The 25,218-nt window shown below is 73.7% G+C and carries 17 protein-coding genes; 6 read left to right on the forward strand and 11 right to left on the reverse strand.

All coding sequences use genetic code 11. From position 1 onward, the window contains the following. Nucleotides 1–86 precede the first annotated feature (86 nt). Entirely contained in the window at nucleotides 87–710 is a 624-nt protein-coding gene (locus DJ476_RS10220) for a M48 metallopeptidase family protein (RefSeq protein ID WP_103419765.1), read from the reverse strand. A 312-nt stretch (nucleotides 711–1,022) separates the two neighbouring features. Here DJ476_RS10220 and DJ476_RS10225 point away from each other — a divergent pair, with 312 nt between their 5' ends. After that, nucleotides 1,023–2,171, forward strand: coding sequence for a ThiF family adenylyltransferase (locus DJ476_RS10225; protein ID WP_103419810.1), 1,149 nt, complete (start codon nucleotides 1,023–1,025; stop codon nucleotides 2,169–2,171). A 63-nt stretch (nucleotides 2,172–2,234) separates the two neighbouring features. After that, the gene (locus DJ476_RS10230; protein ID WP_112490351.1) at nucleotides 2,235–3,770 is read left to right on the forward strand and encodes an ABC1 kinase family protein; all 1,536 of its coding nucleotides are present in this window, start codon (nucleotides 2,235–2,237) and stop codon (nucleotides 3,768–3,770) included. Between the two features lie 4 nt (nucleotides 3,771–3,774). Here the strand turns inward: DJ476_RS10230 and DJ476_RS10235 are convergent, their stop codons facing one another. The 5 genes from DJ476_RS10235 to DJ476_RS10255 form a co-directional block, all read right to left on the reverse strand. After that, entirely contained in the window at nucleotides 3,775–3,978 is a 204-nt protein-coding gene (locus DJ476_RS10235; protein ID WP_053559478.1) for a hypothetical protein, read from the reverse strand. 270 nt (nucleotides 3,979–4,248) lie between these two features. Beyond that, nucleotides 4,249–4,512, reverse strand: coding sequence for a hypothetical protein (locus DJ476_RS10240; protein WP_018489134.1), 264 nt, complete (start codon nucleotides 4,510–4,512; stop codon nucleotides 4,249–4,251). A gap of 92 nt (nucleotides 4,513–4,604) precedes the next feature. Beyond that, nucleotides 4,605–4,973: a WhiB family transcriptional regulator gene (locus tag DJ476_RS10245; RefSeq protein WP_015611216.1), complete on the reverse strand. Its 369-nt coding sequence runs from the start codon at nucleotides 4,971–4,973 to the stop codon at nucleotides 4,605–4,607. A 164-nt stretch (nucleotides 4,974–5,137) separates the two neighbouring features. Continuing rightward, complete coding sequence (locus DJ476_RS10250) at nucleotides 5,138–5,467, reverse strand: hypothetical protein (RefSeq protein ID WP_070205050.1); 330 nt, start codon at nucleotides 5,465–5,467, stop codon at nucleotides 5,138–5,140. 166 nt (nucleotides 5,468–5,633) lie between these two features. Beyond that, nucleotides 5,634–7,859 (reverse strand): ATP-dependent DNA helicase UvrD2, encoded by a 2,226-nt coding sequence (locus DJ476_RS10255; RefSeq protein WP_103419767.1) that lies wholly within the window; start codon nucleotides 7,857–7,859, stop codon nucleotides 5,634–5,636. Between the two features lie 241 nt (nucleotides 7,860–8,100). Between DJ476_RS10255 and DJ476_RS10260 the strand changes: the two genes are divergently transcribed. Further along, nucleotides 8,101–8,355 (forward strand): glutaredoxin domain-containing protein, encoded by a 255-nt coding sequence (locus DJ476_RS10260; protein WP_019765672.1) that lies wholly within the window; start codon nucleotides 8,101–8,103, stop codon nucleotides 8,353–8,355. A 102-nt stretch (nucleotides 8,356–8,457) separates the two neighbouring features. Here DJ476_RS10260 and nudC read toward each other — a convergent pair whose 3' ends face one another. The 5 genes from nudC to DJ476_RS10285 form a co-directional block, all read right to left on the reverse strand. Beyond that, on the reverse strand, nucleotides 8,458–9,414 hold the full coding sequence (gene nudC / locus DJ476_RS10265) for an NAD(+) diphosphatase (RefSeq protein ID WP_103419768.1): 957 nt from the start codon (nucleotides 9,412–9,414) through the stop codon (nucleotides 8,458–8,460). A gap of 65 nt (nucleotides 9,415–9,479) precedes the next feature. Next, the gene (locus DJ476_RS10270) at nucleotides 9,480–10,874 is read right to left on the reverse strand and encodes a dipeptidase (protein ID WP_103419769.1); all 1,395 of its coding nucleotides are present in this window, start codon (nucleotides 10,872–10,874) and stop codon (nucleotides 9,480–9,482) included. A 10-nt stretch (nucleotides 10,875–10,884) separates the two neighbouring features. After that, nucleotides 10,885–14,457 carry an ATP-dependent DNA helicase gene (locus DJ476_RS10275; protein WP_112490352.1) on the reverse strand — a complete coding sequence of 1,191 codons (3,573 nt, stop codon included), beginning with the start codon at nucleotides 14,455–14,457 and terminating at the stop codon, nucleotides 10,885–10,887. 54 nt (nucleotides 14,458–14,511) lie between these two features. Beyond that, the gene (locus tag DJ476_RS10280) at nucleotides 14,512–17,973 is read right to left on the reverse strand and encodes an ATP-dependent helicase (protein ID WP_112490353.1); all 3,462 of its coding nucleotides are present in this window, start codon (nucleotides 17,971–17,973) and stop codon (nucleotides 14,512–14,514) included. A gap of 240 nt (nucleotides 17,974–18,213) precedes the next feature. Next, the gene (locus DJ476_RS10285; RefSeq protein WP_103419774.1) at nucleotides 18,214–18,609 is read right to left on the reverse strand and encodes an MGMT family protein; all 396 of its coding nucleotides are present in this window, start codon (nucleotides 18,607–18,609) and stop codon (nucleotides 18,214–18,216) included. A gap of 221 nt (nucleotides 18,610–18,830) precedes the next feature. Here DJ476_RS10285 and DJ476_RS10290 point away from each other — a divergent pair, with 221 nt between their 5' ends. The 3 genes from DJ476_RS10290 to DJ476_RS10300 all read left to right on the forward strand — a co-directional run bounded on the left by DJ476_RS10290 (nucleotide 18,831) and on the right by DJ476_RS10300 (nucleotide 25,153). Next, nucleotides 18,831–21,728: a lysylphosphatidylglycerol synthase domain-containing protein gene (locus DJ476_RS10290; RefSeq protein WP_112490354.1), complete on the forward strand. Its 2,898-nt coding sequence runs from the start codon at nucleotides 18,831–18,833 to the stop codon at nucleotides 21,726–21,728. Between the two features lie 90 nt (nucleotides 21,729–21,818). After that, nucleotides 21,819–23,420 (forward strand): alpha/beta hydrolase, encoded by a 1,602-nt coding sequence (locus DJ476_RS10295; RefSeq protein ID WP_112490355.1) that lies wholly within the window; start codon nucleotides 21,819–21,821, stop codon nucleotides 23,418–23,420. Nucleotides 23,421–23,554: 134 nt separating this feature from the next. After that, nucleotides 23,555–25,153, forward strand: coding sequence for an alpha/beta hydrolase (locus DJ476_RS10300; protein ID WP_112490356.1), 1,599 nt, complete (start codon nucleotides 23,555–23,557; stop codon nucleotides 25,151–25,153). Nucleotides 25,154–25,218: the final 65 nt, after the last annotated feature.

The following is a 25,218-nucleotide window of genomic DNA, read 5'->3' on the forward strand; positions in this document are numbered from 1 at the left end:
CGTCGCGTCAGGCTAACCGCAAACCGCGACATCCGGCCAAGCCGGTACACACCCGGTACAGAACCACCGGACGCGGCCCTCCGGGCTCACTCCTCGGGTGCGGTCGGCGGCTGAGGCAGCTGATCGGCGGCCACCACTCCTTCGAGGTAGCCGCGGGCCCGCTCGGTGCGCGGGTACGCCTCCAGCAGCCGCCAGAAATCCGGGCCGTGGCCGGGGACGAGCAGATGGGCCAGCTCATGGAGGAGTACGTAGTCGACGACGTACTCCGGCATGCCCTGGAGCCGGTGCGAGAGCCGGATGCTGCCCTCGGCGGGGGTGCACGAGCCCCAGCGGGTGTTCTGGTTGGTCACCCAGCGCACCGAGGCGGGCCGGGCCCTGCCGTCGAAGAACTGGGCGGACAGCCGCTCGGCCCGCTCCGTCAGCTCGGTGTCCCCGAGGACCCGCTTGCTCTCCTGGGCCGCGAGCTTGTCGAGCATCACGCCCACCCAGCGCCGCTCCTCCGCCTCCGACATCCGGGCGGGGATGAGCACGATCGTGCGGCCGCCCTCCCGGTACGCGGAGACGGATTTCCTGCGCCGGGTGCTCCTGCGGACCTCGACCGCGCCGGCCACCGAGGCGCGGGGCGCACGGGTGGCCGTATCGGGCTGCTGGCTCACGGCGCTGCGCGCGGGGGTCTCCCCGACGACGCCGGGTGACGGGTCTGCGGGCACGCCTCGACGTTACCCGCTGCCCGTGGGGGAAGTCCCGCCTCCGGGTCCGTTCACCACCGATCCCCTCCACTCCCTTCCAGGACGCGCACCATGTCCGCCCCAGGTCGCGCACCGTGTTCGCTCCGTGACCCGCACCATGCCTGCCACATGCCCCCCCCATTTGAATGACTAATAACCCCTGCCTGTGGATAACTCCGCGCACGCTCCGTCGCCGGGGAGCATGCTGGCCATGGCTCGACGCGGCCGGGGACCTCCCGGGCACGCGGTCACGCAACCGATCGGGGGAGAGCCGTGCGTCTCGGGGGAGAAGTCCTGCATCCGATGCTGAAGCCCGCACTGCGCCGGGCATGGCGCGGACGGAACACCGTGCAGTTCGGGGTGACCCCCGCGCACGCGGTGACGCTGGGTCCGGTGGACATCGCGACGGGCAGCTTCCTGGAGCTGCTCGACGGGACGCGCGGGCTGCCGCTGCTGCGCGAGGAGGCCCGGGCCCTGGACCTGTCGGACCGTCATGTGAACGTCCTGGTAAGGCGGCTGGCGGAGGCGGGGCTGCTCGACGATCCCCGGGCCGTCGGGCCGCAGGCGGAGATCCTGCGCCACCGGGCCGAGGTGATGGAGCGCCAACGTCCCGATGTGGCCTCGCTCTCCGTCGTGCATCCCGGGCCGGGTGAGGGGCTGCGCCGGATGGCGGCCCGGCGGGCTATGCGGGTCCAGGTGCGGGGCGCGGGGCGGGTCGGGGCGTCGATCGCGGCGGTGCTGTCCGGCTCGGGGGTGGGCCATGTGGAGGTGCTGGACGGGGGCCGGGCGGAGCCGGGGGACGTGGCACCGGCCGGGCTTCCGCCCGAGGCCGTGGGGGAACGGCGCGATGTGGCGGCCCGTCGGCTCGTCCGCCGGGCCGCCCCGGGGCCGGCGCCCAGGGCGGGCGGGGAGGAGCGGGGCGCGGCGGGCGCGCCGCCCGGTCTGTCACTGATCGTCGTCGCGCCCCGGGACGGGCTCTCGGTGTACGCGCCGGTGCCTGACACCGCCTCCCCCTGGATCGCGTCCGGCACCCCTCATCTCTATGCGGGGGTGATCGAGGCGACGGGGGTGGTCGGGCCACTCGTGCTCCCGGGCGGCACGGGGTGCGCGGGGTGTCTGGAGCTGCACCGCGCGGACCGGGATTCGCAGTGGCCCCGGATGCTGGCGCAGTGGCGTTCGGGGCGGCGGGGTGCGGCGGTGCCCGCCTGCGATCTGGGGCTGGCCACGGCGGTCGCCGGTCTCGCGGCGGCCCATGCCCTGGCTTTCCTGGACGGGGAGTTGCCGGCCAGCACCGGGGTGCGCTGGGAGGCGGCGCTGCCCCTGCTGGAGTGGCGGAGCGAGCGGATCGGCCCGCATGTCGACTGCAGTTGCGGAGCGGCCGAGCGCCGCCGGGGGGCGGGGGCCTCCGGGGACCGTCCGGCGCAGGACACAATGGCCGGGTGACCGCAGCCGACGGGTGATGCCGGAGGACCGGGCGGCACGGCAGTCTGGGAACTGGAGGGGCACATGTCTGATCTTCCCCGGAAGGCGGTTACGCGTACCGCCAAGCTGGCCGCGCTGCCGCTCGGCTTCGCCGGCCGTGCCACCTGGGGTCTGGGCAAGCGGATCGGCGGCAGGTCCGCCGAGCTGGTCGCCCGCGAGGTGCAGCAGCGCACGGCCGAGCAGCTGTTCAGGACCCTGGGCGAGCTGAAGGGCGGGGCCATGAAGCTGGGCCAGGCCCTCTCCGTCTTCGAGTCGGCCCTGCCGGAGGAGATCGCGGGCCCCTACCGGGCCGCGCTGACCAAGTTGCAGGAGGCCGCACCGCCCCTGCCCGCCGGGACGGTCCATGCGGTGCTGGCCGAGCGGATCGGCGAGGACTGGCGGGAGTACTTCCTGGAGTTCGAGGACAAGCCGTCGGCCGCCGCCTCCATCGGGCAGGTCCACCGGGGGGTGTGGCACGACGGCCGTGAGGTGGCCGTGAAGGTGCAGTATCCGGGTGCGGGCGAGGCGCTGCTCTCGGACCTCGCCCAGCTCAGCCGCTTCGCCCGGCTGCTCGGCCCGCTGGTGCCCGGCATGGACATCAAGCCGCTCATCAAGGAGATGCGCGAGCGGGTGTCGGAGGAGCTGGACTACGAGTTGGAGGCGCAGTCCCAGCGGGAGCACGCGGAGGAGTTCGCGGACGATCCCGATGTGGTGATCCCGGGTGTGGTGCACCAGTCCGACCAGGTGCTGGTGACGGAGTGGATGGACGGGATCCCGCTGGCCGACGTGATCGCGGACGGTACGCCGGAGCAGCGGGACCGGGCCGGTCAGCTGCTGGCGCGCTTCCTCTTCTCGGGCCCGGCCCGCACCGGCCTCCTGCACGCCGACCCGCACCCGGGCAACTTCCGGCTGCTGCCTCCGGTGGATGCCCCGGGCGACGCGGACGCGCCGCACGAGGTGGACGGTCCGGAGGCCTCGCCCGACCCGGACGGTTCCGGCGGTACGGACGGCTCGGAGGAGGGCGGGGCCGTCGGGGCTGCCGGGGACTGGCGGTTGGGGGTGCTGGACTTCGGGACGGTCGACCGGCTGCCGGGCGGGTTGCCGGGGACCATCGGAGAGTCCCTGCGGATGACGCTGGAGGGCGACGCGGCCGGGGTGTACGGGCGGCTGCGGGACGAGGGGTTCGTCAAGGAGTCGATCGACCTGGAGCCGGACGAGGTCCTCGACTATCTGCTCCCGATCATCGAGCCCGCGCAGGTGGAGGAGTTCACCTTCTCCCGGGGCTGGCTGCGGGACCAGGCGGCCCGGATCGCCGATCCTCGCTCCCCCGCGCACCAGTTGGGCAGGCAGCTGAACCTCCCGCCGTCCTACCTCCTGATACACCGGGTCACGCTCAGCACGATCGGGGTCCTGTGCCAGCTGGGTGCGGCGGTCCGGCTGCGGGACGAACTCGAAGCGTGGCTGCCGGGGTTCGTGGCGGAGGACGAGGAGAGCGAGGAAGCCGGGGAGGCCAAGGAGGCCGGGGCAGGGTCGGAAAGCGAGGAGCCAGAGCCGGAGCCGGTCCCGGGGGGCGACGCGTAGGCGGTCACCACCAGAGGGAGTCGAGGCGGCTCTCGATCGCTCTGATGTGGAGGCGGGCGCAGCTCTCGCAGAAGTGGAGGAGCCGGCCGTCCTCCATGGAGGAGAGCCAGGTCAGCGGGGGCGTACCGCCCTCGGCGGCGGTGCCGCAGCGGGCGCAGACCACGGGTCCGGTGGCCGGTTCTTCGGGGGGATGCGTGTCCTCGTCCACGTCGTGACGATATCCCCGCGGCGGATCCTCGGCACCACAACGCACCGCGGGGCCGCCCTGACTCGGACGGCCCCGGGGTGGGGTGGTGGCTCTTCACCCGGCAGAGCGGTTGCCGGATGAGGGGCCGAGTGCTCCGGAAGGGAGCGCCGGTGCTCCGGTGGGGAGCGGTGTCGCTCCGGTCGTGGAGCGCTCGTGCTCCGGTCGCGGAGCGCTCGTGCTCCGGTCGCGGAGCGCTCGTGCTCCGGTCGCGGAGCGGAGAGGTGGGGCCTCTCAGTGCATGACGGCCATGGCCAGCGCGCGGCGGGCGCGCAGCGAGGCGCGCTCCGCTCGGCGCTGCATCCTGCGGGCGGCGGCGAGGCGCACCGCTCGGCGGTCGCTCTCGGCCTCCCGCAGGCGGTCGTGCATATGCGCACGCGCCAGGGCTTCTGGGATGAGTTGCATCTCGCGGGTCCTGTTCTGACGCGAGTCGTTCGCGCCGGTGATGGTGACGTCCGGGGTTGCGGAACCGACGGGCTCCTGCGTGGGGGTGATCATTGGTGCCTGATTCCGGGGGTCATGAGTCTGGGGACGGTCGATGGTTCCGAGGCGCGGCCACCGTGTGGGGGCGGGGGCGCAGCGGTCGGCGATCACGCTGCGACCGGGTTCTTGCGCGGGCGGCCGCGCGGCCGCTTGCGGGCCACGACGACACCCTGGACGAAGAGCTCGCCGCCCCAGACGCCCCACGGCTCGCGCCGCTCCTTGGCACCGGCGAGGCAGGCCTCGACCAGCGGGCAGGTGCGGCAGAGCGACTTGGCGTACTCGACGTCGGCCGGGGACTCGGCGAAGAAGACCTCCGGGTCGTACGAGCGGCAGGGGACGGGTACGCCGAGGTTCTCGATGGCGTCGTCGAGCGCGGTGAGCGCGGTGAGGGGGAGCAAGGTGGAGTCCTCCGTGGAGCCGGGCGGGGAGATCGAGTCGGACTGCGGTACTGACGGGGCGTGCGCTTCGAGTTGCACGGTGGGTGGTGTCCTCGTCTGGTCGTGCCGGCCTGTTGGCCGGTTGGCGGCTGGTACTGCTGGCCCGAGGCGCCTTGGGCATGTCCCGTCCGTTCGGACAAAACAAAAGGGCCGCGGATCCCGAGTGGGGTTCCGCGGCCCTGAGGCGCCGGCCTGATGCTGGATCAGGCTGGATCGCTCCAGGGTTCAGGCCCACGGAAGGCCCACATCGTGTGGTGCTGCTGCGTCTGCTTCTTGGCTCCGGCACCGGCTGCCGCAAAGGCATAGGCCTGAGCCTGTGCATCCTTCGCTACTGCTGCCGCCGGTGCCTCGATCGGTCGCTCATTGCGCTCCCGGACCACGGGGAGGCTCGCGAAGGACAGCGGGCTGACGGCGGAGACGCCGGACAGACCGGTGGCGCGGAGCGAGACGACCGAGGAACGGGTGAGGCCGAGCGAGCAGGCGGAGACGACCGAAAGACCGGTCATTTTCTGGGTTTCGATGATGCTGATCACTTCAATCGCCTCCTCTCGGCGTCTAGGGGGACCGGCCGGAGCCGGTCGCGCGTATTCGGATAAGTACAGCACGGATTCAGGGCTTCAGAGAAGTCGCTGTTCCCGTGGTTAAGAACCTATGGTGACGACTGGTGCGGGCGCAAACTATTTTCTGGACGAGTTTTTCTCAGCTCTCACCGGCGCCCTCCTCGGGCCCCTCACCGACCGTCTCACCTGCGCAGATGGCCAGAACATCGGCTCCGAAACGGGTCAGCTTCCGGTTCCCGACGCCGGCGATGACGACCAGCTCGCCCTCGGTGGACGGCACGGCCTCGGCGATGGCCATCAGGGTCTTCTCGGTGAAGACGCAGTAGTCGGGCTGGCTCAGCCGGGCCGCCTGGCCCGCCCTCCAGTCGAGCAGCCGGCCGTAGAGCGCCTCGTCCATGTCGGAGGGGCACTCCTCGCACCGCATCAGCTTCATCTCGCCCGCGTCGGTGAGGGTGCGGCCGCAGACCCGGCACCGCACCGGCTGCCGGGGCCTGCGCTCGACGGCCTCGCTCCGCCGCTCGGCGGCCCCTGCGGAGCGGCCGGTCCCCCGGTCGATCCCGCCGCCGCCTCCCGTCCCGCCCCGGGCGCCGGGCGCCGTGGAGCCCGGCCGGAGCCCGTTGAGGAACCGGGTGGGCCTGCGGCTCGCCCGGCCGCCGGGGGAACGCGCCAGGGACCAGGAGAGCGAGAGGTGGTGGCGGGCGCGGGTGACGCCGACGTACAGCAGGCGCCGCTCCTCCTCGATCTGCTCCTCGGTCTTGGCGTACGCGATCGGCATCATGCCCTCGGTCAGGCCGACCAGGAACACCGCGTCCCACTCCAGCCCCTTCGCCGCGTGCAGCGAGGCCAGCGTGACGCCCTGGACCGTCGGGGCGTGCTGGGCGGCGGCCCGCTCGTCCAGCTCGCGCACCAGGTCGGTCAGGGTCGCCCCGGGCTTCGCCGTCTCGAAGTCCTCCGCGAGCCGCACCAGCGCGGCCAGCGACTCCCAGCGGTCGCGCACGGCCCCCGACCCGGCGGGCGGGCGGGTGGTCCACCCCTTGGTGGAGAGCACCGCCCGCACCTGGGCGGCCAGGTCCTCCGCCCCGTCCAGCAGGGAGTCGTTGCGCCCGGCCCGCGCCGCGCCGCGCAGGGCGGTGCCCGCCTCCCGTACCTCCGCGCGCTCGAAGAACCGCTCGGCGCCGCGCAGCTGGTAGGGCACGCCCGCGTCCGCCAGGGCCTGTTCGTAGACCTCGGACTGGGAGTTGACCCGGTAGAGGATGGCGATCTCCCCGGCCGGGACGCCCGCCGCGATCAGGTCGCGGACGCGCCGGGCGGTCGCCTCGGCCTCATGGGGCTCGTCGGGATACTCCGCGTAGACCGGCTCGGGGCCCTTGTCGCGCTGCGAGACCAGCTCGAGGCGGTGGTCGGCGGCCCTGCCCCGGGCCTGGCTCAGCAGCCCGTTGGCGAGGTGGACGACCTGGGGGGTGGAGCGGTAGTCCCGGACCAGCTTGACGACCGTCGCCCCGGGGTGGCGGGTGCGGAAGTTCAGCAGGTGGTCGGGGGTGGCCCCGGTGAAGGAGTAGATCGTCTGGCTGGCGTCCCCGACCACGCAGAGGTTGTCCCGGTCCCCCACCCACAGATCGAGCAGCCGCTGCTGGAGCGGGCTGACGTCCTGGTACTCGTCGACGACGAAGTGCTGGTACTGGCCGCGCACGTGGTCCGCGATGTCGTGCCGGTCCTGGAGGATGCCGACGGTGAGCAGCAGCACGTCCTCGAAGTCGATCACCGAGCGGTCGCGCTTGAGCTGCTCGTACGTGGAGTAGATCTGGGCGAGCACCGCCGGGTCCCGGGGGGCGTCCCGCTGGGTCTTGGCGACGGCGGCCGGATAGTCGGCGGGGACGGTCTGGGTGACCTTGGCCCACTCGATCTCGCCGGTGACGTCCCGCAGCTCGCTCCGGTCGAGCCGCAGCTCGCAGCGGGCGGCGGCCTCGGCGACCAGCTGCACCTTCCGCTCCAGCAGCCGGGGCAGCTCGCCACCGACTGCTTTCGGCCAGAAATACTGGAGCTGCCGGAGCGCCGCCGAGTGGAAGGTCCGCGCCTGGACGCCGGTCGCGCCGAGCTGGCGGAGCCGGCCGCGCATCTCCCCCGCGGCCCGGTTGGTGAACGTGACGGCGAGGACCGTGGCGGGCTGGAGGATGCCCGCGCGCACCCCGTACGCGATGCGGTGGGTGATCGCGCGGGTCTTGCCCGTACCCGCTCCGGCCAGCACGCATACCGGTCCGTGCAGGGCGAGAGCCACCTCGCGCTGCTCGGGGTCGAGCCCGTCGAGCACGGCGTCCGGGGTCTCGGGAACCTGCGGGAAGAGGGTGGAGTGCGTTGCTGCTGTCACCCCGCCATGCTGCCAGGTCCCCTGGGGCGGATGCGGCGGTTGTCCACAGGCGTGAGGTATTCGTCGTACTGATACCGGCGGCGGCCCCGGCCGGATGCCGACCCTGCCCCGGAGCGGTGGCGGGAATGGTCGCCGTCCCCCGTACGTTCCATCCGGTGCGGGAAGGCGGCCTGGGCCGCCGGGCCGCATGTGACGCTGCGGCCGTGCAGCGGGACGGACGAGACAAGGGAGCGCCAGCGACATGGCGGGCACTGTGACGATGTACAGCACCACCTGGTGCGGCTACTGCCGTCGGCTGAAGAGCCAGATGGACCGCGAGGGCATCGCGTACAACGAGGTCAACATCGAGCACGACCCGGAGTCGGCGGCGTTCGTCGAGAAGGCCAATGGCGGAAACCAGACGGTTCCGACGCTGCTGATCGTCTCCCCCGCGGGCACCGAGTCGGTCATGACGAACCCGTCGCTGGCCCAGGTGAAGCAGGCCCTGGTCGCCTGAGCCCCACGCAGGGCGCACGACGCACGGCGCACCTGAAGTGACACCGCTGCCCCGGCAGCCGCTTCCGAGCGGGTGCCGGGGCAGCGGTGTGTGTGCCGTCGTTCAGTTGGTGCGGTTCAGGCTGCCCGGCCTCGGCAGCGGCTTGCCGTACCACAGCTCGATCAGCCGGGCGGCGATCGAGATGCCGTACGGGGGCATGACCTCGCCGGACTCGAAGGCGGCGGTCAGGTCCTCGCGGGAGAACCAGCGGGCCTCCTCGATCTCCTCGCCGTCCACATCGATCTCGGAGGAGGTGGCCCGGGCCATGAAGCCCAGCATCAGGCTGGAGGGGAAGGGCCACGGCTGGCTGGCGATGTACTCGACCTCGCCGACGGTGATCCCCGCCTCCTCGTAGACCTCGCGGACCACGGACTGCTCGATCGACTCCCCCGGCTCGACGAACCCGGCGAGCGTGGAGAAGCGGCCCTCGGGCCAGTGCACCTGGCGGCCCAGCAGGGCGCGGTCCTGGTCGTCGGTGACGAGCATGATGACGGCCGGGTCGGTGCGCGGGTAGTGCTCGGCGCCGCAGGCCTGGCAGCGGCGGATGTGCCCGGCGGCGGCGATGACCGTGCGCTCGCCGCAGCGGGAGCAGAAGCGGTGGAGGCGCTGCCAGTTCTCCAGGGCGACCGCGTGCACCATCAGCCCCGCGTCCCGGGGACCGAGCAGCAGCCCCGCCTCGCGGAGTCCGGCCGGGCGGGCCGACTGGTCCATGCGGCCGGGCAGTGAGTCCTTCTGGAGCGCGAAGTAGCTGACACCGGCCTCGTCGGTGCCGAGGAAATAGCGGTGGGTCTCGGTGACCGGGGCCTCGAAGGCCGGGGTCATCACGATCTCGGTGCCGCCCTCGGGGGTGTCGTCGATCAGCACCTGCCCGCCGGAGACGACGAAGACGCGGGTCGTCGGGTGACTCCACGCCGCGGCCAGCCACGCCTCGTCCAGACGGTGGTGCGCCGCGCGGTCGATGCCGCTGGGCGCGGTGAGGCCGATCGGGCGGTCCGCGGTGGTGTTGTCGAAGGTGCTCACAGGTGCTTCCTACTCCCCCTGGGTGGATCGGGTGTGCACAGGTTCGTGGAGGGTGTGCAGAGGATTCAGCCGAGTGCCGTGGCCAGCTCGCCCCACAGGTACGCGGTCGTCTCCACACCCTTGAGCAGCAGGTCCAGCTCGACCTTCTCGTTGGGCGCGTGCCAGCCGTCGGAGGGCACGGAGATCCCGAGGAAGAGGACGGGGGCGCCGAGCACGTCCCTGAGGTCGGCGGCCGGGCCCGAGCCTCCCTCGCGGGTGAAGAGGATCTTCTTGCCGAAGGCCCGGCCCATCGCGCGGGCCACGGCCTGGAGGGCGGGGTGGTCCAGCGGGGTCAGGCAGGGGCGGGTGGCGGGCTGGAAGGCGACCCGGTGGCGGATGCCCGCCGGAACACGGGACTCCACCCAGGCCCTGACAGCCTGCTGCACGCGGTCGGGGTCCTGGCCGTCGACCAGCCGGAAGCTGATCTTCACCAGGGCGGAGGAGGGGATGATCGTCTTGCTGCCGGCGCCCTGGTAGCCGCCGCCGATGCCGTTGACCTCGGCGGTGGGGCGGGCCCAGACGCGCTCCAGCGTGGAGTACCCGGTCTCGCCGGAGGCCGCCCGCGACTTCGCCGTACGGAGCCACGTCGCCTCGTCGAAGGGCAGCTCCGCGAAGAGGGCCCGCTCGGTGTCGGTGAGGTCGGTGACGCCTTCGTAGAACCCGGGGATCGCGACCCGGCCGTCCTCGTCGTGGAGGGCGGCGACCAGGCGGGCGATCCCGGTGGCCGGGTTGGGGACGGCTCCCCCGAACGATCCGGAGTGGATGTCCTGGGCGGGGCCGTACAGCTCGATCTCGCACTCCGCGAGGCCGCGCATCCCCGTGCAGACGGTCGGCGTCTCCTCGTCCCACATGCCGGTGTCGGAGACGATCACGGCGTCGGCGGCGAGGCGGTCCGCGTGCTGTTCGGCCAGGGCGCGGAAGTGCGGGGAGCCCGACTCCTCCTCGCCCTCGATCAGCAGCTTGAGGTTCACGGCCGGGGTGGTGCGGCCGGTGGCGGCGAGGTGGGCGCGGACCCCGAGGGTGTGGAAGAACACCTGGCCCTTGTCGTCGGCCGCGCCGCGTCCGTACATCCGGCCGTCGCGGACCACCGGCTCGAACGGGTCGGTGTCCCAGCCGTCCTCGCGAGCGGCGGGCTGCACGTCGTGGTGGCCGTAGACCAGGACCGTCGGGGCGTCCGGGTCCGCGCTGGGCCACTCCGCGAAGACGGCGGGGGCGCCGGGGGTCTCCCAGATCTCGGTGACCGGGAAGCCGGTCTCCTTGAGCTTGGCGGTCAGCCACTCGGCGCTGCGCCGGACGTCCCCGTCGTGCTCCGGCTGCGCGGAGACGGACGGGATGCGCAGCCACTCGGCGAGGTCGTCGAGGAAGGCTGCGCGGTGCTGTTCGGTGTACGTACGGACGGCGCTGTCCGGGGTCTCGCTCATGCTCTTGAGCCTATCCGTCCCCGGGGACCGGCTCGTCCAGCAGGATCCGCTCCAGCTCGGCCCGGCCGGGCAGGCCCTGCGGGTGGACGGTCTCCCCGCTGCGTACGTAGAGGAAGGTCGCGGTGACCGCGTCGAGCGGCAGATCGTGCAGCTCGGCCCAGGCCAGCCGGTAGACGGCGAGCTGGAGGGGGTCGGCGGTGCGGTGGTGGGTGGTCTTCCAGTCGACGATCTCGTAGGTGTCCCCCGTGCGGTAGACGGCGTCGATCCGGCCCCGGATCACCCGGCCCGCCAGGGTGATCTGGAAGGGGGTCTCCACCCGGTACGGCGTGCGCCGGGCGTACACCGTGCGCTCGAACGCCTCCTTCAGCTCGGCCAGGTCCCGCTCGTCCGCGATCTCGGCGTCGCTCTCGTCGCCCCCGGGCAGCTCGTCGGGGCCGAGCATGGGCAGCGGCAGCTCCTCGTACCGGGACTCCACCCAGGCGTGGAACCGGGTGCCCCGGCGGGCGGCGGGCTGCGGCGGCCGGGGCATGGGCCGGGCCAGTTCCTTGGCGAACGCGTCGGGGTCCTCGGCCAGGAGCAGCAGCTGAGTGGCGGAGAGCGAGGCGGGGACGAGGACGTCGTGCACGGTGGCGCGGGCGCGGCGCAGCTCCCCGGCGAGCGCGTCGAGATCCCGGTCCCAGGAGGCGAGGGTCCGGGCCTCCTCGGGGGTGAGCCGGTCCGCCGGTTCCTCCTGGGGATGGCGGGCGGCGGGGATGTGCGGGTGCGGAGGCGTGCGCGGGGGTGCCTCCGGGGCCGGTGCGGGTGCCGACTCCTGTACGGGTTCCGGGGCCGGGGCCGACTCCCGTACGGGCTCCGACGCCTCGGTGGCCGGGGCGTCCTGGGGATCCGGCGTACCGGCAGGGCGCTCGGTGGGGAGCGTGTCCCAGTCCCACTCCTCGTCGGCCGGTGGCTCGTCGAGAGGGGGCTCGTCGTCCCAGGGCCCGTACGCCGGTACGTCATCGGGTCCGGAGCCGTACGCCGGTACGTCGGCGGGTTCTGGGGCGTACGCCGGTGGCTGTTCGTCCCCCTGGACGGCCAGGCGCTCCAGGTGGGCCAGGACCGTGTCGCGGGCGGCGCGGCGGCGGGCGAGGGCCGTGGGGTCGAGCGGGAGCGGCCAGGCCCGGTCGGTGTCGGGGGCCGCGAGGGCCGGGTTCTCCTCGTCCTCGGCGGGCTCGTCGGCCCACACCTCGATCTCGCCGTGGCCCGCCGCGCAGTGCTCGTACAGCGCCTCCAGGAAGGCCGACGGGCCGCGCGTCCTCTTCTGGGACGGGCCCCACCAGTGGCCGGAGCCGAGCAGGAGGGAGCGGGGGCGGGTGAAGGTGACGTACCCCAGGCGCAGCTCCTCCGTGTGCTGGTGCGCCTTCATCTCCTCCTTGAACGCCTTGATCCCCCTGGCGTCGAACGTGTCCACGTCCGGGAGCGTGGCCGCGTCGCCGCGCAGGGCGTGCGGGAGCACCTTGGCCTGGGCGGTCCAGGCGTCCCGGGACTGCCCGCTCGGGAACTGGCCGGTGACCAGTCCGGGCACGGCGACCACGTCCCACTCCAGCCCCTTGGACTTGTGGGCGGTGAGGACCTTGACGGTGTTCTCGCCGCCGGGCAGCGCGTTGTCGAGCCCCTTCTCGTACTGCGCGGCGGTCCGCAGGAAGCCGAGGAAGGCGAGCAGCGACGCCTCGCCGTCCAGGGCGGCGAACCGGGCCGCTATGTCCAGGAAGTTGGCGAGGGTCTCCCGGCGGCGGGCGGCCAGCGCCTGCGGGGACGCGGACAGCTCGACCTCCAGGCCGGTGGTGGCCAGGACCCGGTGCAGGACGTCCATCAGCGGGTCCGCGAGCGAGCGGCGCAGGTCGCGCAGCTCACGGGCGAGCCGGGCGAAGCGCACCCGGGCCTCCGCCGAGAACGGCAGCCCGTCGTCGGCCGCGTCCCCCGCGATCAGGAAGGTGTCCAGGGCGTCCGCGAGCGATATCACCTCGGCCGGGTCCGTACCCTCGACGGCCTCCGCGAGCCGCCGGTCCGGGTCGGCGTCCTCCCCCTGGGCGGCCCGGTGGACGAGGAGGCGGGCGCGGCGGCCCAGGAGGGCCAGGTCACGGGGGCCGATGCGCCAGCGGGGGCCGGTGAGGAGGCGGACCAGCGAGGCGTTGGCCCCCGGGTCCTGGAGGACTTCGCAGACGGCGACCAGGTCGGCCACCTCGGGCAGATGCAGCAGCCCGGCCAGGCCGACCACCTCGACCGGGATGTCCCGGGCGACCAGGGCAGCCTGGATCGCGGGGAAGTCCCCGGCGGTGCGGCACAGGACGGCGATCTCGCCGGGCGGGGTGCCGGTGCGCACGAGGTGGGCGAGGGAGTCCGCCAGCCAGTCGATCTCCTCGGTGTGGGTGTTCAGCAGGGCGCACCGGACCACGCCGTCGAGCTCGGCACCCGGTGCGGGGCGCAGCGCCTCCACGCCCTCGTGCATCGCGCGCAAGGGCTCCGCGAGGCCGTTGGCGAGTTGGAGCAGGCGGCCGCCACTGCGCCGGTTCTCGCTGAGGCTGTGGCGGGTGGCGGGGGTGCCGTCGGCGTACGGGAAATGCTCGGGGAAGTCGTCCAGGTTGGCCACGGAGGCGCCGCGCCAGCCGTAGATGGCCTGGCAGGGGTCACCGACGGCCGTCACCGCGTGGCCGGTCGCCCCCGCCCCCGTACCGCTGCCGAACAGCCCCGAGAGCAGCAGCCGCTGGGCGACTGAGGTGTCCTGGTACTCGTCGAGGAGCACCACCCGGAACTCGTCCCGCAGGATCGCCCCCACTTCGGGGCGGGTCAGGGCCAGCTCGGCGGAGAGGGCGATCTGGTCACCGAAGTCGATGAGGTCCCGGCTCCGCTTGGCGGCGCGGTAGCGCTCGGTGAGGGTGAGGAGGGAGCGGCGGGCCTCGGCGGTCTCGGGGAGCTTGCGCAGGTCGGCGTTGGTGAGCCTGGCGGTGGCCAGCTCGTCCAGCAGCTCGGTGTCGTACGTCTCCAGCCGCTCCGGTCGTACGAGATGTTCGGACAGCTCCCCGTCGAGCGCCAGGAGGTCGCTGACCAGGGTGGGGAAGGAGCGGGTGAGCGCCGGATACGGGCCCGGTGCCTCGCGCAGCACCTTCGCCGCCAGCTGGTAGCGGGTGGCGTCGGCCAGCAGGCGGGTGGAGGGCTCCAGGCCGATGCGCAGGCCGTGCTCGGTGAGGAGGCGGCCGGCGAACGCGTGGTACGTGGAGATCGTGGGCTCGCCCGGCGGATGGTCCGGGTCGATGACCTCGGGGTCGGTGACCCCGGCGGCGATCAGCGCCTTGCGGACGCGCTCGGCCAGCTCGCCCGCCGCCTTGTTGGTGAAGGTGAGGCCGAGCACCTGCTCGGGCGCGACCTGGCCCGTGCCGACCAGCCAGACCACGCGGGCGGCCATCACCGTGGTCTTGCCGGACCCGGCTCCGGCCACGATCACCTGCGGGGCGGGCGGCGCGGTGATGCAGGCCGTCTGCTCCGGGGTGAAGGGGATCCCCAGAAGCTCCTTGAGCTGCTCGGGATCGGTGATGCGTGCGGACACCCGGACAACGTTAACCGGGACCACTGACAACCCCGTACGAACGGGATGCGGCGCCTACTCCACCACCTGCCGCCCCTCCGGCTGGGCGCTGCACGAGGCGCGGAAGGTGCAGTGGGCGCAGTGGGCGCCGGTGGTGGGCGTGAACCGTTCGTCCAGGACCTTTCCGGCGGCCGTGGCGAGCAGGTCGGAGACCCACTCCCCGCTCAGCGGTTCCTGGGCCTGGACCTTGGGGAAGGCGTCGCCGCCCTCCTTCTTGGGGGCGGGCTGGCGGAGCTGGACCAGTTCGGCGCCGCCGGGTTCGGGGCGGCGGCCGTCGAAGACCTCGTCGACCGCGCCCTCGCGGACGGCGAGCTGGTAGACGGCGAGCTGGGGGTGGGCGGCCACCTCGTCCTTGGTGGGGGCGCTCTTGCCGGTCTTGAAGTCGACGACGTACGCGCGTCCTTCGGTGTCCTCCTCCACCCGGTCCATGGAGCCCCGGATGCGGACGGTGTACGGGCCCGCCTCCAGGGTCACGTCGAAGCCGTGCTCGCTGGCGGCGGGGGTGCGGCCGCCCCGGTCCAGGACGTGCCAGTGGAGGAAGCGTTCGAGGGCTGCGCGGGCCTGCTCCTTCTCCTGGTCGGACTTCCAGGGGGCGTCGAAGGCGAGGCCGTTCCAGACGGAGTCCAGGCGCTCCATGAGGACGTCGAGGTCGGCGGGCGTACGGCTGGAGGCGACCTCGTCGGCCAGGACGTGGACGACGTTGCCGAACCCCTGGGCGGCGGAGGCCGGGGCGTCGGCCTTCACCTCGCGGCCCAGGAACCACTGGAGGGCGCAGGTGTTGGCGAGCTGGTCCAGCGCCGAGCCCGAGAGGGTGACGGGCTGGTCGCGGTCGCGCAGGGGGACGGCGGAGCGGGTCGGCTCGTCCAGGCCCCACCAGCGGGAAGGGTGGGCGGCGGGCACGAGCGGCTGGCCCTCGTCGTCGGTGAGCGCGGCGAGCCGGGCCAGGCGGTGGGCGGCGGCGTCGCGCAGGGCCTCGGATGCGGCCGGGTCGACGGTGGTGGCCCGCAGCTCCGCGACGAGCGCGGCGACGGCGAGGGGGCGGCGCGGGCGGCCGGTGACATCGCGGGGTTCGACGCCCAGTTCGGCCAGGAAGCGGGAGGGCTGGTCGCCGTCGTCGGCGGGGGCCTTCACGGCGGTGACGACCAGGCGCTCGCGGGCGCGGGTGGCGGCGACGTAGAAGAGGCGGCGCTCCTCGGCGAGGAGTGCGCCGGGCGTGAGGGGCTCGGCGAGACCGTCGCGGCCGATCCGGTCCGCCTCCAGGAGGGAGCCCCGGCGGCGCAGGTCGGGCCAGAGCCCCTCCTGGACCCCGGCGACGACGACGAGCCGCCACTCCAGGCCCTTGGAGCGGTGGGCGGTCATCAGGCGTACGGCGTCGGGGCGGACGGCCCGCCGGGAGAGGGTGTCGGCGGCGATGTCCTGGGCGTCGACCTCCTCCAGGAAGTTGAGGGCCCCGCGCCCCCCGGTGCGCTCCTCGGCGCGCGCCGCCGTCTCGAAGAGGGCGCACACCGCGTCCAGGTCGCGGTCGGCGTTGCGGCCGCCCGCCCCGCCGCGCAGCGCGGCCCGCTCCAGTCGGCCGGGCCAGGGGGTGCCGTTCCACAGGGTCCACAGGGCCTCCTCGGCGGTGCCGCCGCCTTCGAGGTGCTCGCGGGCCTTGCGCAGGAGCGCGCCGAGCCGCTGCGCGCCGTGGGCGTACGCCGGATCGTGGGTGACCAGGCGCTCCGGCTCGGCCAGGGCGCGGGCCAGCAGTTCGTCGGAGGGGGCGGGGACCGTGACCCCGGCGGCGCGCTCCTCGTCGCGCAGGGCCCGGCCGAGGCGGCGGAGGTCGGCGGCGTCCATGGAGCCGAGGGGGGAGGTGAGGAGGGTGAGGGCGGTCTCGGTGTCGAGCCAGGGGTGCGCCGCGCTCTCGCCCCGGTCCGCCTCCGTGTCCGGGGAAAGGGGGTGGAGCGCCGCCTTGGCCACCGTGCGCAGGGCCGTCAGCAGCGGGGCGACGGCCGGTTCGTGGCGGAGGGGGAGGTCGTCGCCGTCGACCTCCAGGGGGACGCCCGCCGAGGTGAGGGCGCGGCGGACGGCGGGCAGCGAGCGGCCTCCGGCCCGTACCAGCACGGCCATCTCGCGCCACGGGACTCCGTCCTCCAGGTGGGCGCGGCGCAGCAGGTCCGCGATGTTGTCCAGCTCGGTGGAGGCGGTCGGGTAGGTGTACGTCTCCACCCGGCCGCCCTCCCGGACGGCGTGCAGCTCGCGGTGGGCGCGGACGGTGTCGGCGGGGAGCCGGGTGAGCGGCATCCGGCGGGTGAGCAGGCGGGTCGCCGCCAGCAGTTCGGAGCCGGAGCGCCGGGAGGTGGTGAGGACGCCGACCGGGGCGGGGGTGCCGTCGGCGCGGCGGAAGGTGTCGGGGAATTCGAGGATGCCGTTCACATCGGCACCCCGGAAGGTGTAGATCGACTGGTCCGGGTCACCGAAGGCCACCAGCGTGCGGCCGCCTCCCGCGTCGCGACCTCGGCCGCCGTCGCCGCCGCCCGCGCCTCGCCCGTGGCCCTCTGCCCCGGCGTGCGCCCCGCCTGTCCGGCTCGCGGCTCCGGCGTGCGCCCCGCGCCCGCGCTTCCGCCCGCCGCTCACCCGGTTCCCGGCGAGGGCGTGCAGCAGGCGCACCTGCGCCGGGTCGGTGTCCTGGTACTCGTCGACGTACACCGCGTCGTACGCCTCCGCCAGCCGCGCGGAGACCTCCGGGCGCTCCGCGAGCAGCACCGCGCGGTGGACCAGCTCCGCGTAGTCCAGGACGCCCTGGGCGTCGAGCACGTCCAGGTACTCGGCGAGGAACTGGGCCGCCGCGTTCCAGTCCGGGCGGCCCGTGCGGCGGGCGAAGGCGGCGAGCGCGTCCGGGGCGAGGCCAAGTTCGCGGCTGCGGGCGAGCACGGCGCGCACCTCGTCCGCGAAGCCCCGGGTGGTCAGGCAGGCGCGCAGTTCGTCGGGCCAGCGGACGTGGGCGAGCCCCTCCTTCTCCAGGTCGAGCTGGCCCGCGAGCAGATCGCGGACGGTGACGTCCTGCTCGGGGCCGGAGAGGAGCCGCAGCGGATCCGCGAAGAGATCGGCGTCCTGGTGGGCGCGGACCAGGGCGTAGCAGTACGAATGGAAGGTGGTGGCCTGCGGTCCGCGCGCCGCGCCGAGCCGGGCCGCCATCCGGTCGCGCAGTTCGACGGCGGCCTTGCGGCTGAAGGTGAGGACGAGGATGCGGGCGGGGTCGGCGCCCCGGTTCACCCGGGCCGTCACGGACTCCACGAGGGTGGTGGTCTTGCCGGTGCCGGGGCCCGCGAGGACGAGGAGCGGTCCTCCGGCGTGGTCAACCACGGCGCGCTGACCTGCGTCAAGAAGAGGAGGCTCCACCGAGCCCGGCGGGGTGCGCACCAGTCGGTACGCGCCCGTGGTCCGCGACCGTGGTTCACGGTGCGGACTGTGCCGGGTGGAGGAGAAGAAGCTCACGTGGATCGCCGGTCCTGGTGGGTCTGCGGGGTCGTGCGGGCCGTACGGGTCATACGTCGTACGGGCCGGGACAGGTCATGAGGGACGAGGAGAGGGGCGCGCGCGGTGCGCGGTGACGACGCTACGCCAGGGGCGGCGCGGGAGGCGGCGGGTTCCCTGCGTCCCTCATCACGCCCGCGCCCGCGTCCGGCCGGGCGGAGGCACCGGAACGGGCTCCGCACCCGGCCCCGGCGCACGCCCTCAGGTGTGACTTTCCTCGCCCCCGGGGGCCGGGGCGCCGTCCCAGCGCGCCCGGCGCATGTCCAGCCGGGGCAGATGTCCGTCCGCCCGGCGCGAGGCGTCGCGCAGCGGGGTCCCCTCCGCGCGGTAGTGGCCCAGCGCCCGCAGCTCGTGGCCCGGGAGCAGCGCCCCGTCCGCCCGCACCACACGCCACCAGGGCACGGCGGAGCCGTACAGCGCCATGACCCGGCCGACCTGCCGGGGGCCGCCGTCGCCCAGCCACTCCGCGACATCGCCGTACGTCATGACCCGGCCCGGCGGGATCAGGTCGGCGACATCGAGGACCCGCTCCGCGTACTCCGGCAGCTCGGCCGGCTGCTCCCCGTCGCCCGTCGCATCCGTCTCGTCCTGGCTCATCCGCCCCATCCTGCCGTGCGCCACCGACAGCCCGGCCGGAACCGTATCGGTATGTGCACCGAGCGTGCGCGCAGGTGCAAAGGGGCGTATGTTGCGCATCCCGCGCCCGTGCGACGCACCCTGATGCCCCCCTCCGTCTCCGGGCCGTGCCACCATCATCCGGGCGGTGACCGGTGATACGAGACAACGAAGACGAACCAGAGGCGACGAAGGAGCAGGGCGTGCAGCCACCGAAGGCGGCGGACGCCTCCGATGCCGGAGAGCGCCCGCCGAGCGCGCCGGAGCCCACCGGACAGCGCCTGCAAGAGCGTGCGCCGGAGCCCGCGGAACAGCGCCGCGAGCCGCGTACGCCGGAGCCCGCCGCCGCTCCCGTACTGGCGCCCGGCGCCCCCGCGACGCCTGCCGCGGACGGTCCCACCGCCTCCACCAGCGGCCATCTGACCGGCTCCACGCTCGCCTCCGCCGAGGCCGCCCTGACCGACCGGGTCTCCGGGGACGAGCCGCTGCTCCCCGCCCGGGTGCACCGCCCCTCCGACCTGATGCGGCTGCTCATCGGCATCGCCGCCATCGGCGTGCTGTTCGCCATCGCCGCGTTCGCCCAGGGCACCACCACCGGCCTCGAGGACGACATCTCCAAGGGCACCGAACAGGCGCCCGATCTGCTGATCAAGCTGGCCGGTCTGGTCTCCAGCATCGCCGTGCTGCTGGTGCCGGTGGCCTTCGCCATCGAGCGTCTGATCAAGCGGGACGGGCTGCGCATCGCCGACGGTGTGCTGGCCGCCGTGCTCGCCCACGGGGTGACCCTCGCCACCGACCTCTGGGTCTCGCGCTCCGCGCCCGGCACCATCCAGGAGGCGCTGACCCAGCCGCAGCCGGGCGCCGGGCTGACCGATCCGGTGCACGGCTACCTCGCCCCCGTGATCGCGTACATGACCGCCGTCGGGATGGCGCGACGGCCGCGCTGGCGGGTCGTGCTCTGGGCGGTGCTGCTGCTCGACGCGTTCGCGATGCTCGTCGGCGGGTACACCACCCCGTTCTCGATCATCCTCACGGTCCTGATCGGCTGGACGGTGGCGTACGGAACGCTGTACGCGGTCGGCTCCCCGAACGTCCGCCCCACCGGCCAGCACCTGATGGCGGGGTTGCGGCACGTCGGCTTCCGCCCCGTCGCCGCGATGCGCACCGAGGACGCCCCGGACAAGGACGGCACCGACCAGAACGACCGGGGGCGGCGCTATCTGGTCACCCTGGAGGACGGGCCGCCGCTGGACGTGACGGTCGTCGACCGGGAGCAGCAGGCCCAGGGGTTCTTCTACCGGGCCTGGCGCCGGCTGACGCTGCGCGGGATCACCCAGCGCCGCTCGATCCAGTCGCTGCGGCAGGCGCTGGAGCAGGAGGCGCTGCTCGCGTACGCGGCGATCGCCGCCGGGGCGAACGCGCCGAAGCTGATCGCCACCTCCGAGCTGGGCCCGGACGCGGTGATGCTCGTCTACGAGCACATCGGCGGCCGGTCGCTGGACCAGATGGAGGACGAGGAGATCACCGACGACCTGGTGCGCAGCGCGTGGCACCAGGTGAAGGCGCTCCAGTCGCGCCGGATCGCGCACCGCAGGCTGACGGGTGACGCGCTGCTGGTGGATCGTTCCGGCAGGGCGTTCGTGACGGATCTGCGCGGCGGTGAGATCGCCGCCGGTGACCTGGTGCTGCGGATGGACGTGGCGCAGCTGCTGACCACCCTGGGGCTGCGGGTGGGGGCCGAGCGGTCGGTCTCCGGGGCGCTGGCCGTCCTCGGCCCGGACGCCGTCGCGGACTGTCTGCCGCTGCTCCAGCCGATCGCCCTGAGCCGCTCCACCCGGGCGACCCTGCGCCGGCTCGCGCGGGAGCGGTCGCAGCAGGAGCGCGACGCGGTGCTGGAGGCATCGCGGGCGGCCAAGGAGGCACGGGCCCAGGAAGGGTCGGCGGAGGCGGCCCATGAGGCCGGGACGGACGAGGCCCCGCGGAAGCCCGGGCAGAAAAGCGGGCACAAGGCCGAGCGCAAGTCCCTGCGGACCGAGAAGCAGGCCGAGAAGCGGGCCGTGGACGATGCGCTGGAGGAGGCCCGGGAAGGGGATCTGCTCGCCCAGATCCGTCAGCAGGTGCTGCTGATCCGGCCGCAGGCGCCGGTCGAGCCGGTCCGCCTGGAGCGGATCAAGCCGCGCACGCTCTTCAGCTTCATCGCCGGGGCCATCGCCGCGTACTTCCTGATCTCCCAGGTCACCCAGGCCGACTTCGGGGTGCTGGTGGAGGAGGCGGAGTGGGGCTGGGTGGCCGCCGCGCTCGGCTTCTCGGCGCTCAGCTACATCGCGGCGGCGATGAGCCTGCTGGGGTTCGTGCCGGAGCGGGTGTCGTTCCGGAAGACCGTGCAGGCGCAGGTGGCCGGTTCGTTCGTGAAGATCGTCGCTCCGGCCGCCGTGGGCGGTGTGGCGCTGAACACCCGCTTCCTGCAGCGCGCCGGAGTGCGCCCCGGTCTGGCCGTGGCGAGCGTCGGGGCCTCGCAGCTCTTCGGGCTCGGCTGCCACATCCTGCTGCTGGCCCTCTTCGGCTATCTGACGGGGACGGAGAAGACCCCGGACTCGCTGACCCCCTCCCGTACGGTGATCGCCGGTCTGCTGACGGTCGCGGTGCTGGTGCTGGTGGTGACGGCCATTCCGTTCCTGCGGAAGTTCGTGGTCACCCGGGTGCGCTCGCTCTTCGCCGGGGTCGTGCCGCGCATGCTGGACGTGGTGCAGCGGCCGCAGAAGCTCGTCACCGGGATCGGCGGGATGCTGCTGCTGACCGGTGTGTTCGTGCTCTGTCTGGACGCGTCGATCCGGGCGTTCAGCGGCCCGGACGTCACCCAGCTGAGTTACGCGAGCATCGCCGTGGTCTTCCTCGCGGGCAACGCCCTCGGTTCGGCGGCGCCCACGCCCGGCGGGATGGGCGCGGTCGAGGGCGCCCTGACACTGGGCCTGATCGCGGTCGGGCTGCCGATGGAGGTCGCGGCTCCGGCGGTGCTGCTGTACCGCGTGATGACGCTGTGGCTGCCGGTGCTGCCGGGGTGGATCTGCTTCAACCAACTGACCCGGAAGGGCGAGCTGTAGGGTCCCCGGGGCCGGGTAAGCCCCGGCGTGCACCACCCGCATGGACCGCGCCCCGCGCGCGCTCCGGCGCCCCGCCGCACGATGGAGCCCATGAGGACTTCCCCCGCTCTGCGTGCCGCCGCCCTCGCCGCCACCACCGCCGTACTGCTCCCGCTGGCCGGCTGTTCGGACGGCGGCGGAGGGGGTGGGGAGGGCGGCTCGACCCCGACCGGGGCCTCGACCGCCTCCCCCACCGCCACCTCCCAGGAGCTGGCGACGCAGAAGCTGGAGTGGTCGGCCTGCCCGGCGCCGAACGTGGCGCAGGGCGGTGGGGAGTCGCCCTCGCCGCTGCCCGGCGGCACGGTCTGGGAGTGCTCCTTCATGGACGTACCGCTGGATTACGCGGAGCCGGACGGCCGGACCATCGAGCTGGCGCTGATCCGGGGGAAGGCCAAGGACCAGAAGCGGCGGATCGGATCGCTCCTGTTCAACTTCGGCGGACCCGGTGCCTCCGGGGTGGCGACCCTGCCGGCCTTCGGCGCGGACTACGACCGGCTGCGCGCCCGCTACGACCTGGTGAGCTTCGACCCGCGCGGGGTGGGGCGCAGCGAGGGCGTGGAGTGCGCGGACGATGCCCAGCTGGACGCCCTCTACCAGGAGGACGCCACACCGGACGACGCGGCGGAGGAGAAGGAGTTCGTCCAGGGCCAGAAGGACTTCATCGCCACCTGCAAGGAGAACTCCGGCGCCGAACTCCCCTATGTGGGGACGACGAACGCCGCCCGCGACATGGACCTGATGCGTACGGTCCTGGGCGACGACAAGCTGCACTACTTCGGCATCTCCTACGGCACCGAGCTGGGCGGGGTCTACGCCCACCTCTACCCGGACAGGGTCGGCCGGGCGGTCTTCGACGCGGTGGTCGACCCGACCAAGGACGCAGAGCAGTCCTCGCTCGGCCAGGCCCAGGGGTTCCAGCTCGCCTTCGACAACTTCACCAAGAACTGCGCGGACCGGGGCGACGAGTGCGCCCTGCCCGGCGCCACCGGCCAGGAGGTCCAGCAGTGGATCGCCGGCCTCCTGGCGCAGTTGGAGAAGGAGCCGGTCGACGGGCTCGGGGACCGGCCGCTCACCCAGACGCTGGCCACCACCGGCATCGCCTCCGCGCTCTACTCCAAGGAGACCTGGCCGCTGCTGGAACAGGGGCTGGACGAGGCCGAGGGCGGCAACGGCGCCCTGCTCCTGGCCCTGGCCGACTCGCTGAACGGCCGCTCCGAGGACGGCCGCTACGACAACTCCAACGCCGCCAACATCGCGATCAACTGCGCCGACAGCAAACAGCGCTTCACCCTGGAGCAGACGAAGGCGGCCCTGCCGGCCTTCCGCAAGGCGTCCCCGATGTTCGGGGAGTATCTGGGCTGGGGGCTGATGGGCTGCACCGGCTGGCCGGTCGCGGGCGCCTGGGAGACCCCGGACGTCAGCGCCCCGGGCTCCGCCCCGATCCTCGTCATCGGCAACACCGGCGACCCGGCCACCCCGTACGCGGGCGCCAAGGCGATGGTGGAGAAGCTCGGTACGGGCGTGGGCGTCGAGCTGACGTACAAGGGCGAGGGCCACGGCGCGTACAACAGCAAGAACGCCTGCGTGCAGCGGGCCGTGGACGGCTATCTCCTGAACGGTACGGTGCCGAAGTCGGGCACGGTCTGCGAGTGACCCCCGCTCCGGCCGCCCCGCTCCCCCGGGTCCGTCCCCGACGCGCTGTCAGAGGCGCCGATTAGCATGGCGGGACAGAGCACACGCCCGTCGCGTCACCACCGGCTGCGGGCCTCGGGGAGGGGAGCCGGACCATGACCGCGCGTCGGAGGACCCGTTGGAGAGCCGTGCGGGCGGGGGCGGCCCTGCTGGCCGCGGGGCTGCTCGCCGGGTGCGGTCTGCTGGGTACGGAGCCGGAGCCGGACGCGACCACGGACGGCCGCCCCCGGGACACCTCCGCCTCCCCCTCCCCCTCGCCGGAGCTGAAGGACACGCCCAAGTCCCCGGCCCTGCCCGCCTCCCTCACCTCCCAGCGCCCCGACTGGAAGCGCTGTACGGCCCCGCCCAACGGCCGGGCTCCCGGCTCCGACTGGCGCTGCACGAGCGTGCAGGTGCCCCTGGACTACAGGAAGCCGTCCGGGGAGACCATCTCCATCGCGCTGATCCGCAAGGAGGCCCGCGACAAGGACCGGCGGATCGGCTCGCTGCTGTTCAACTTCGGCGGCCCCGGCGGTTCGGGCGTCGACATACTGCCGCGCGCGGCCGGTTCGTACGGGAAGCTCAACGCCCGCTACGACCTGGTGGGGTTCGATCCGCGCGGGGTCGCGGCCAGCTCCGGGGTGCGCTGCCGCACCGACGAGGAGCAGGAGCAGGCCTTCCGCACGGTGGACCTGACCCCGGACACGGCGGCCGAGGAGGCGGCGTTCATCAAGGACGGCGCGGCCTTCGGCGCGGGGTGCGAGCGCCGCTCGGGCACGGTCCTCCCCCATGTCGGCACGTCCAACGCCGCCCGCGACCTGGACCTGATCCGCCAGGTCCTCGGCGACGACAAGCTGTCGTATCTCGGCTTCTCGTACGGTACGGAGCTGGGCGGGACGTACGCGCACCTCTTCCCGCACCGCGTGGGGCGGGTCGTCCTGGACGCGGTGATCGACCCGACGGCCGACGGCATCGGGCACGCCCGCAACCAGGCCACGGGGTTCCAGCGGGCCCTGGAGAACTACCTCAAGGACCGCGGCCAGGACCCGAAGGCGGGCTCGGAGCGGATCGCCCGGCTGCTGGCCCGGCTCGACGGGAAGCCGCTGCCGACCTCGTCGGGCCGTGAGCTGACCGAGTCCCTCGCCATCACGGGCATCGTCACGCCGCTGTACTCGCGGTACAACTGGCCCGAGCTGACGGCCGCCCTGGACGAGGCGGAGAAGGAGGGCAGGGGCGACGGCCTGCTGCGGCTCGCCGACTCGTACAACGGGCGCGACGAGAGCGGGCGTTACGACACCCAGGCGCACTCCCAGCGGGCGATCTCCTGCGCCGACTCCAAGGCCCGCCCCACGGTGGACGAGGCCCGCGCGCTGCTGCCCGAATTCCGCAGGCTCTCCCCGGTGTTCGGGCCGTTCCTGGCCTGGGACACGGCGGGCTGGTGCGCCCAGTGGCCGGTCGACGGGGAGCACGAGAACCCGGAGACCAGTGCGCCGGGCGCCGCCCCGATCCTGGTCATCGGCACGACCGGCGACCCGGCGACGCCCTACGAGGGTGCGCAGCGGATGGCGGACGAGCTGGGCAAGGGCGTCGGCATCATGGTCACCAACAAGGGCGAGGGGCACGGGGCGTACGGCGAGAACCCGTGTGTGACCTCGACCGTGGACGCGTACTTCCTGGACGGGAAGGTTCCGGACGACGGCCTGACCTGCGGGTGACGCGCACACGGAAGGGGCCGGTCCACACCAGGTGGACCGGCCCCTCTACCAGAACGCGTGGCGCT

It is taken from the genome of Streptomyces bacillaris (genome assembly GCF_003268675.1).
In the GTDB taxonomy this organism is placed as follows: domain Bacteria; phylum Actinomycetota; class Actinomycetes; order Streptomycetales; family Streptomycetaceae; genus Streptomyces; species Streptomyces bacillaris.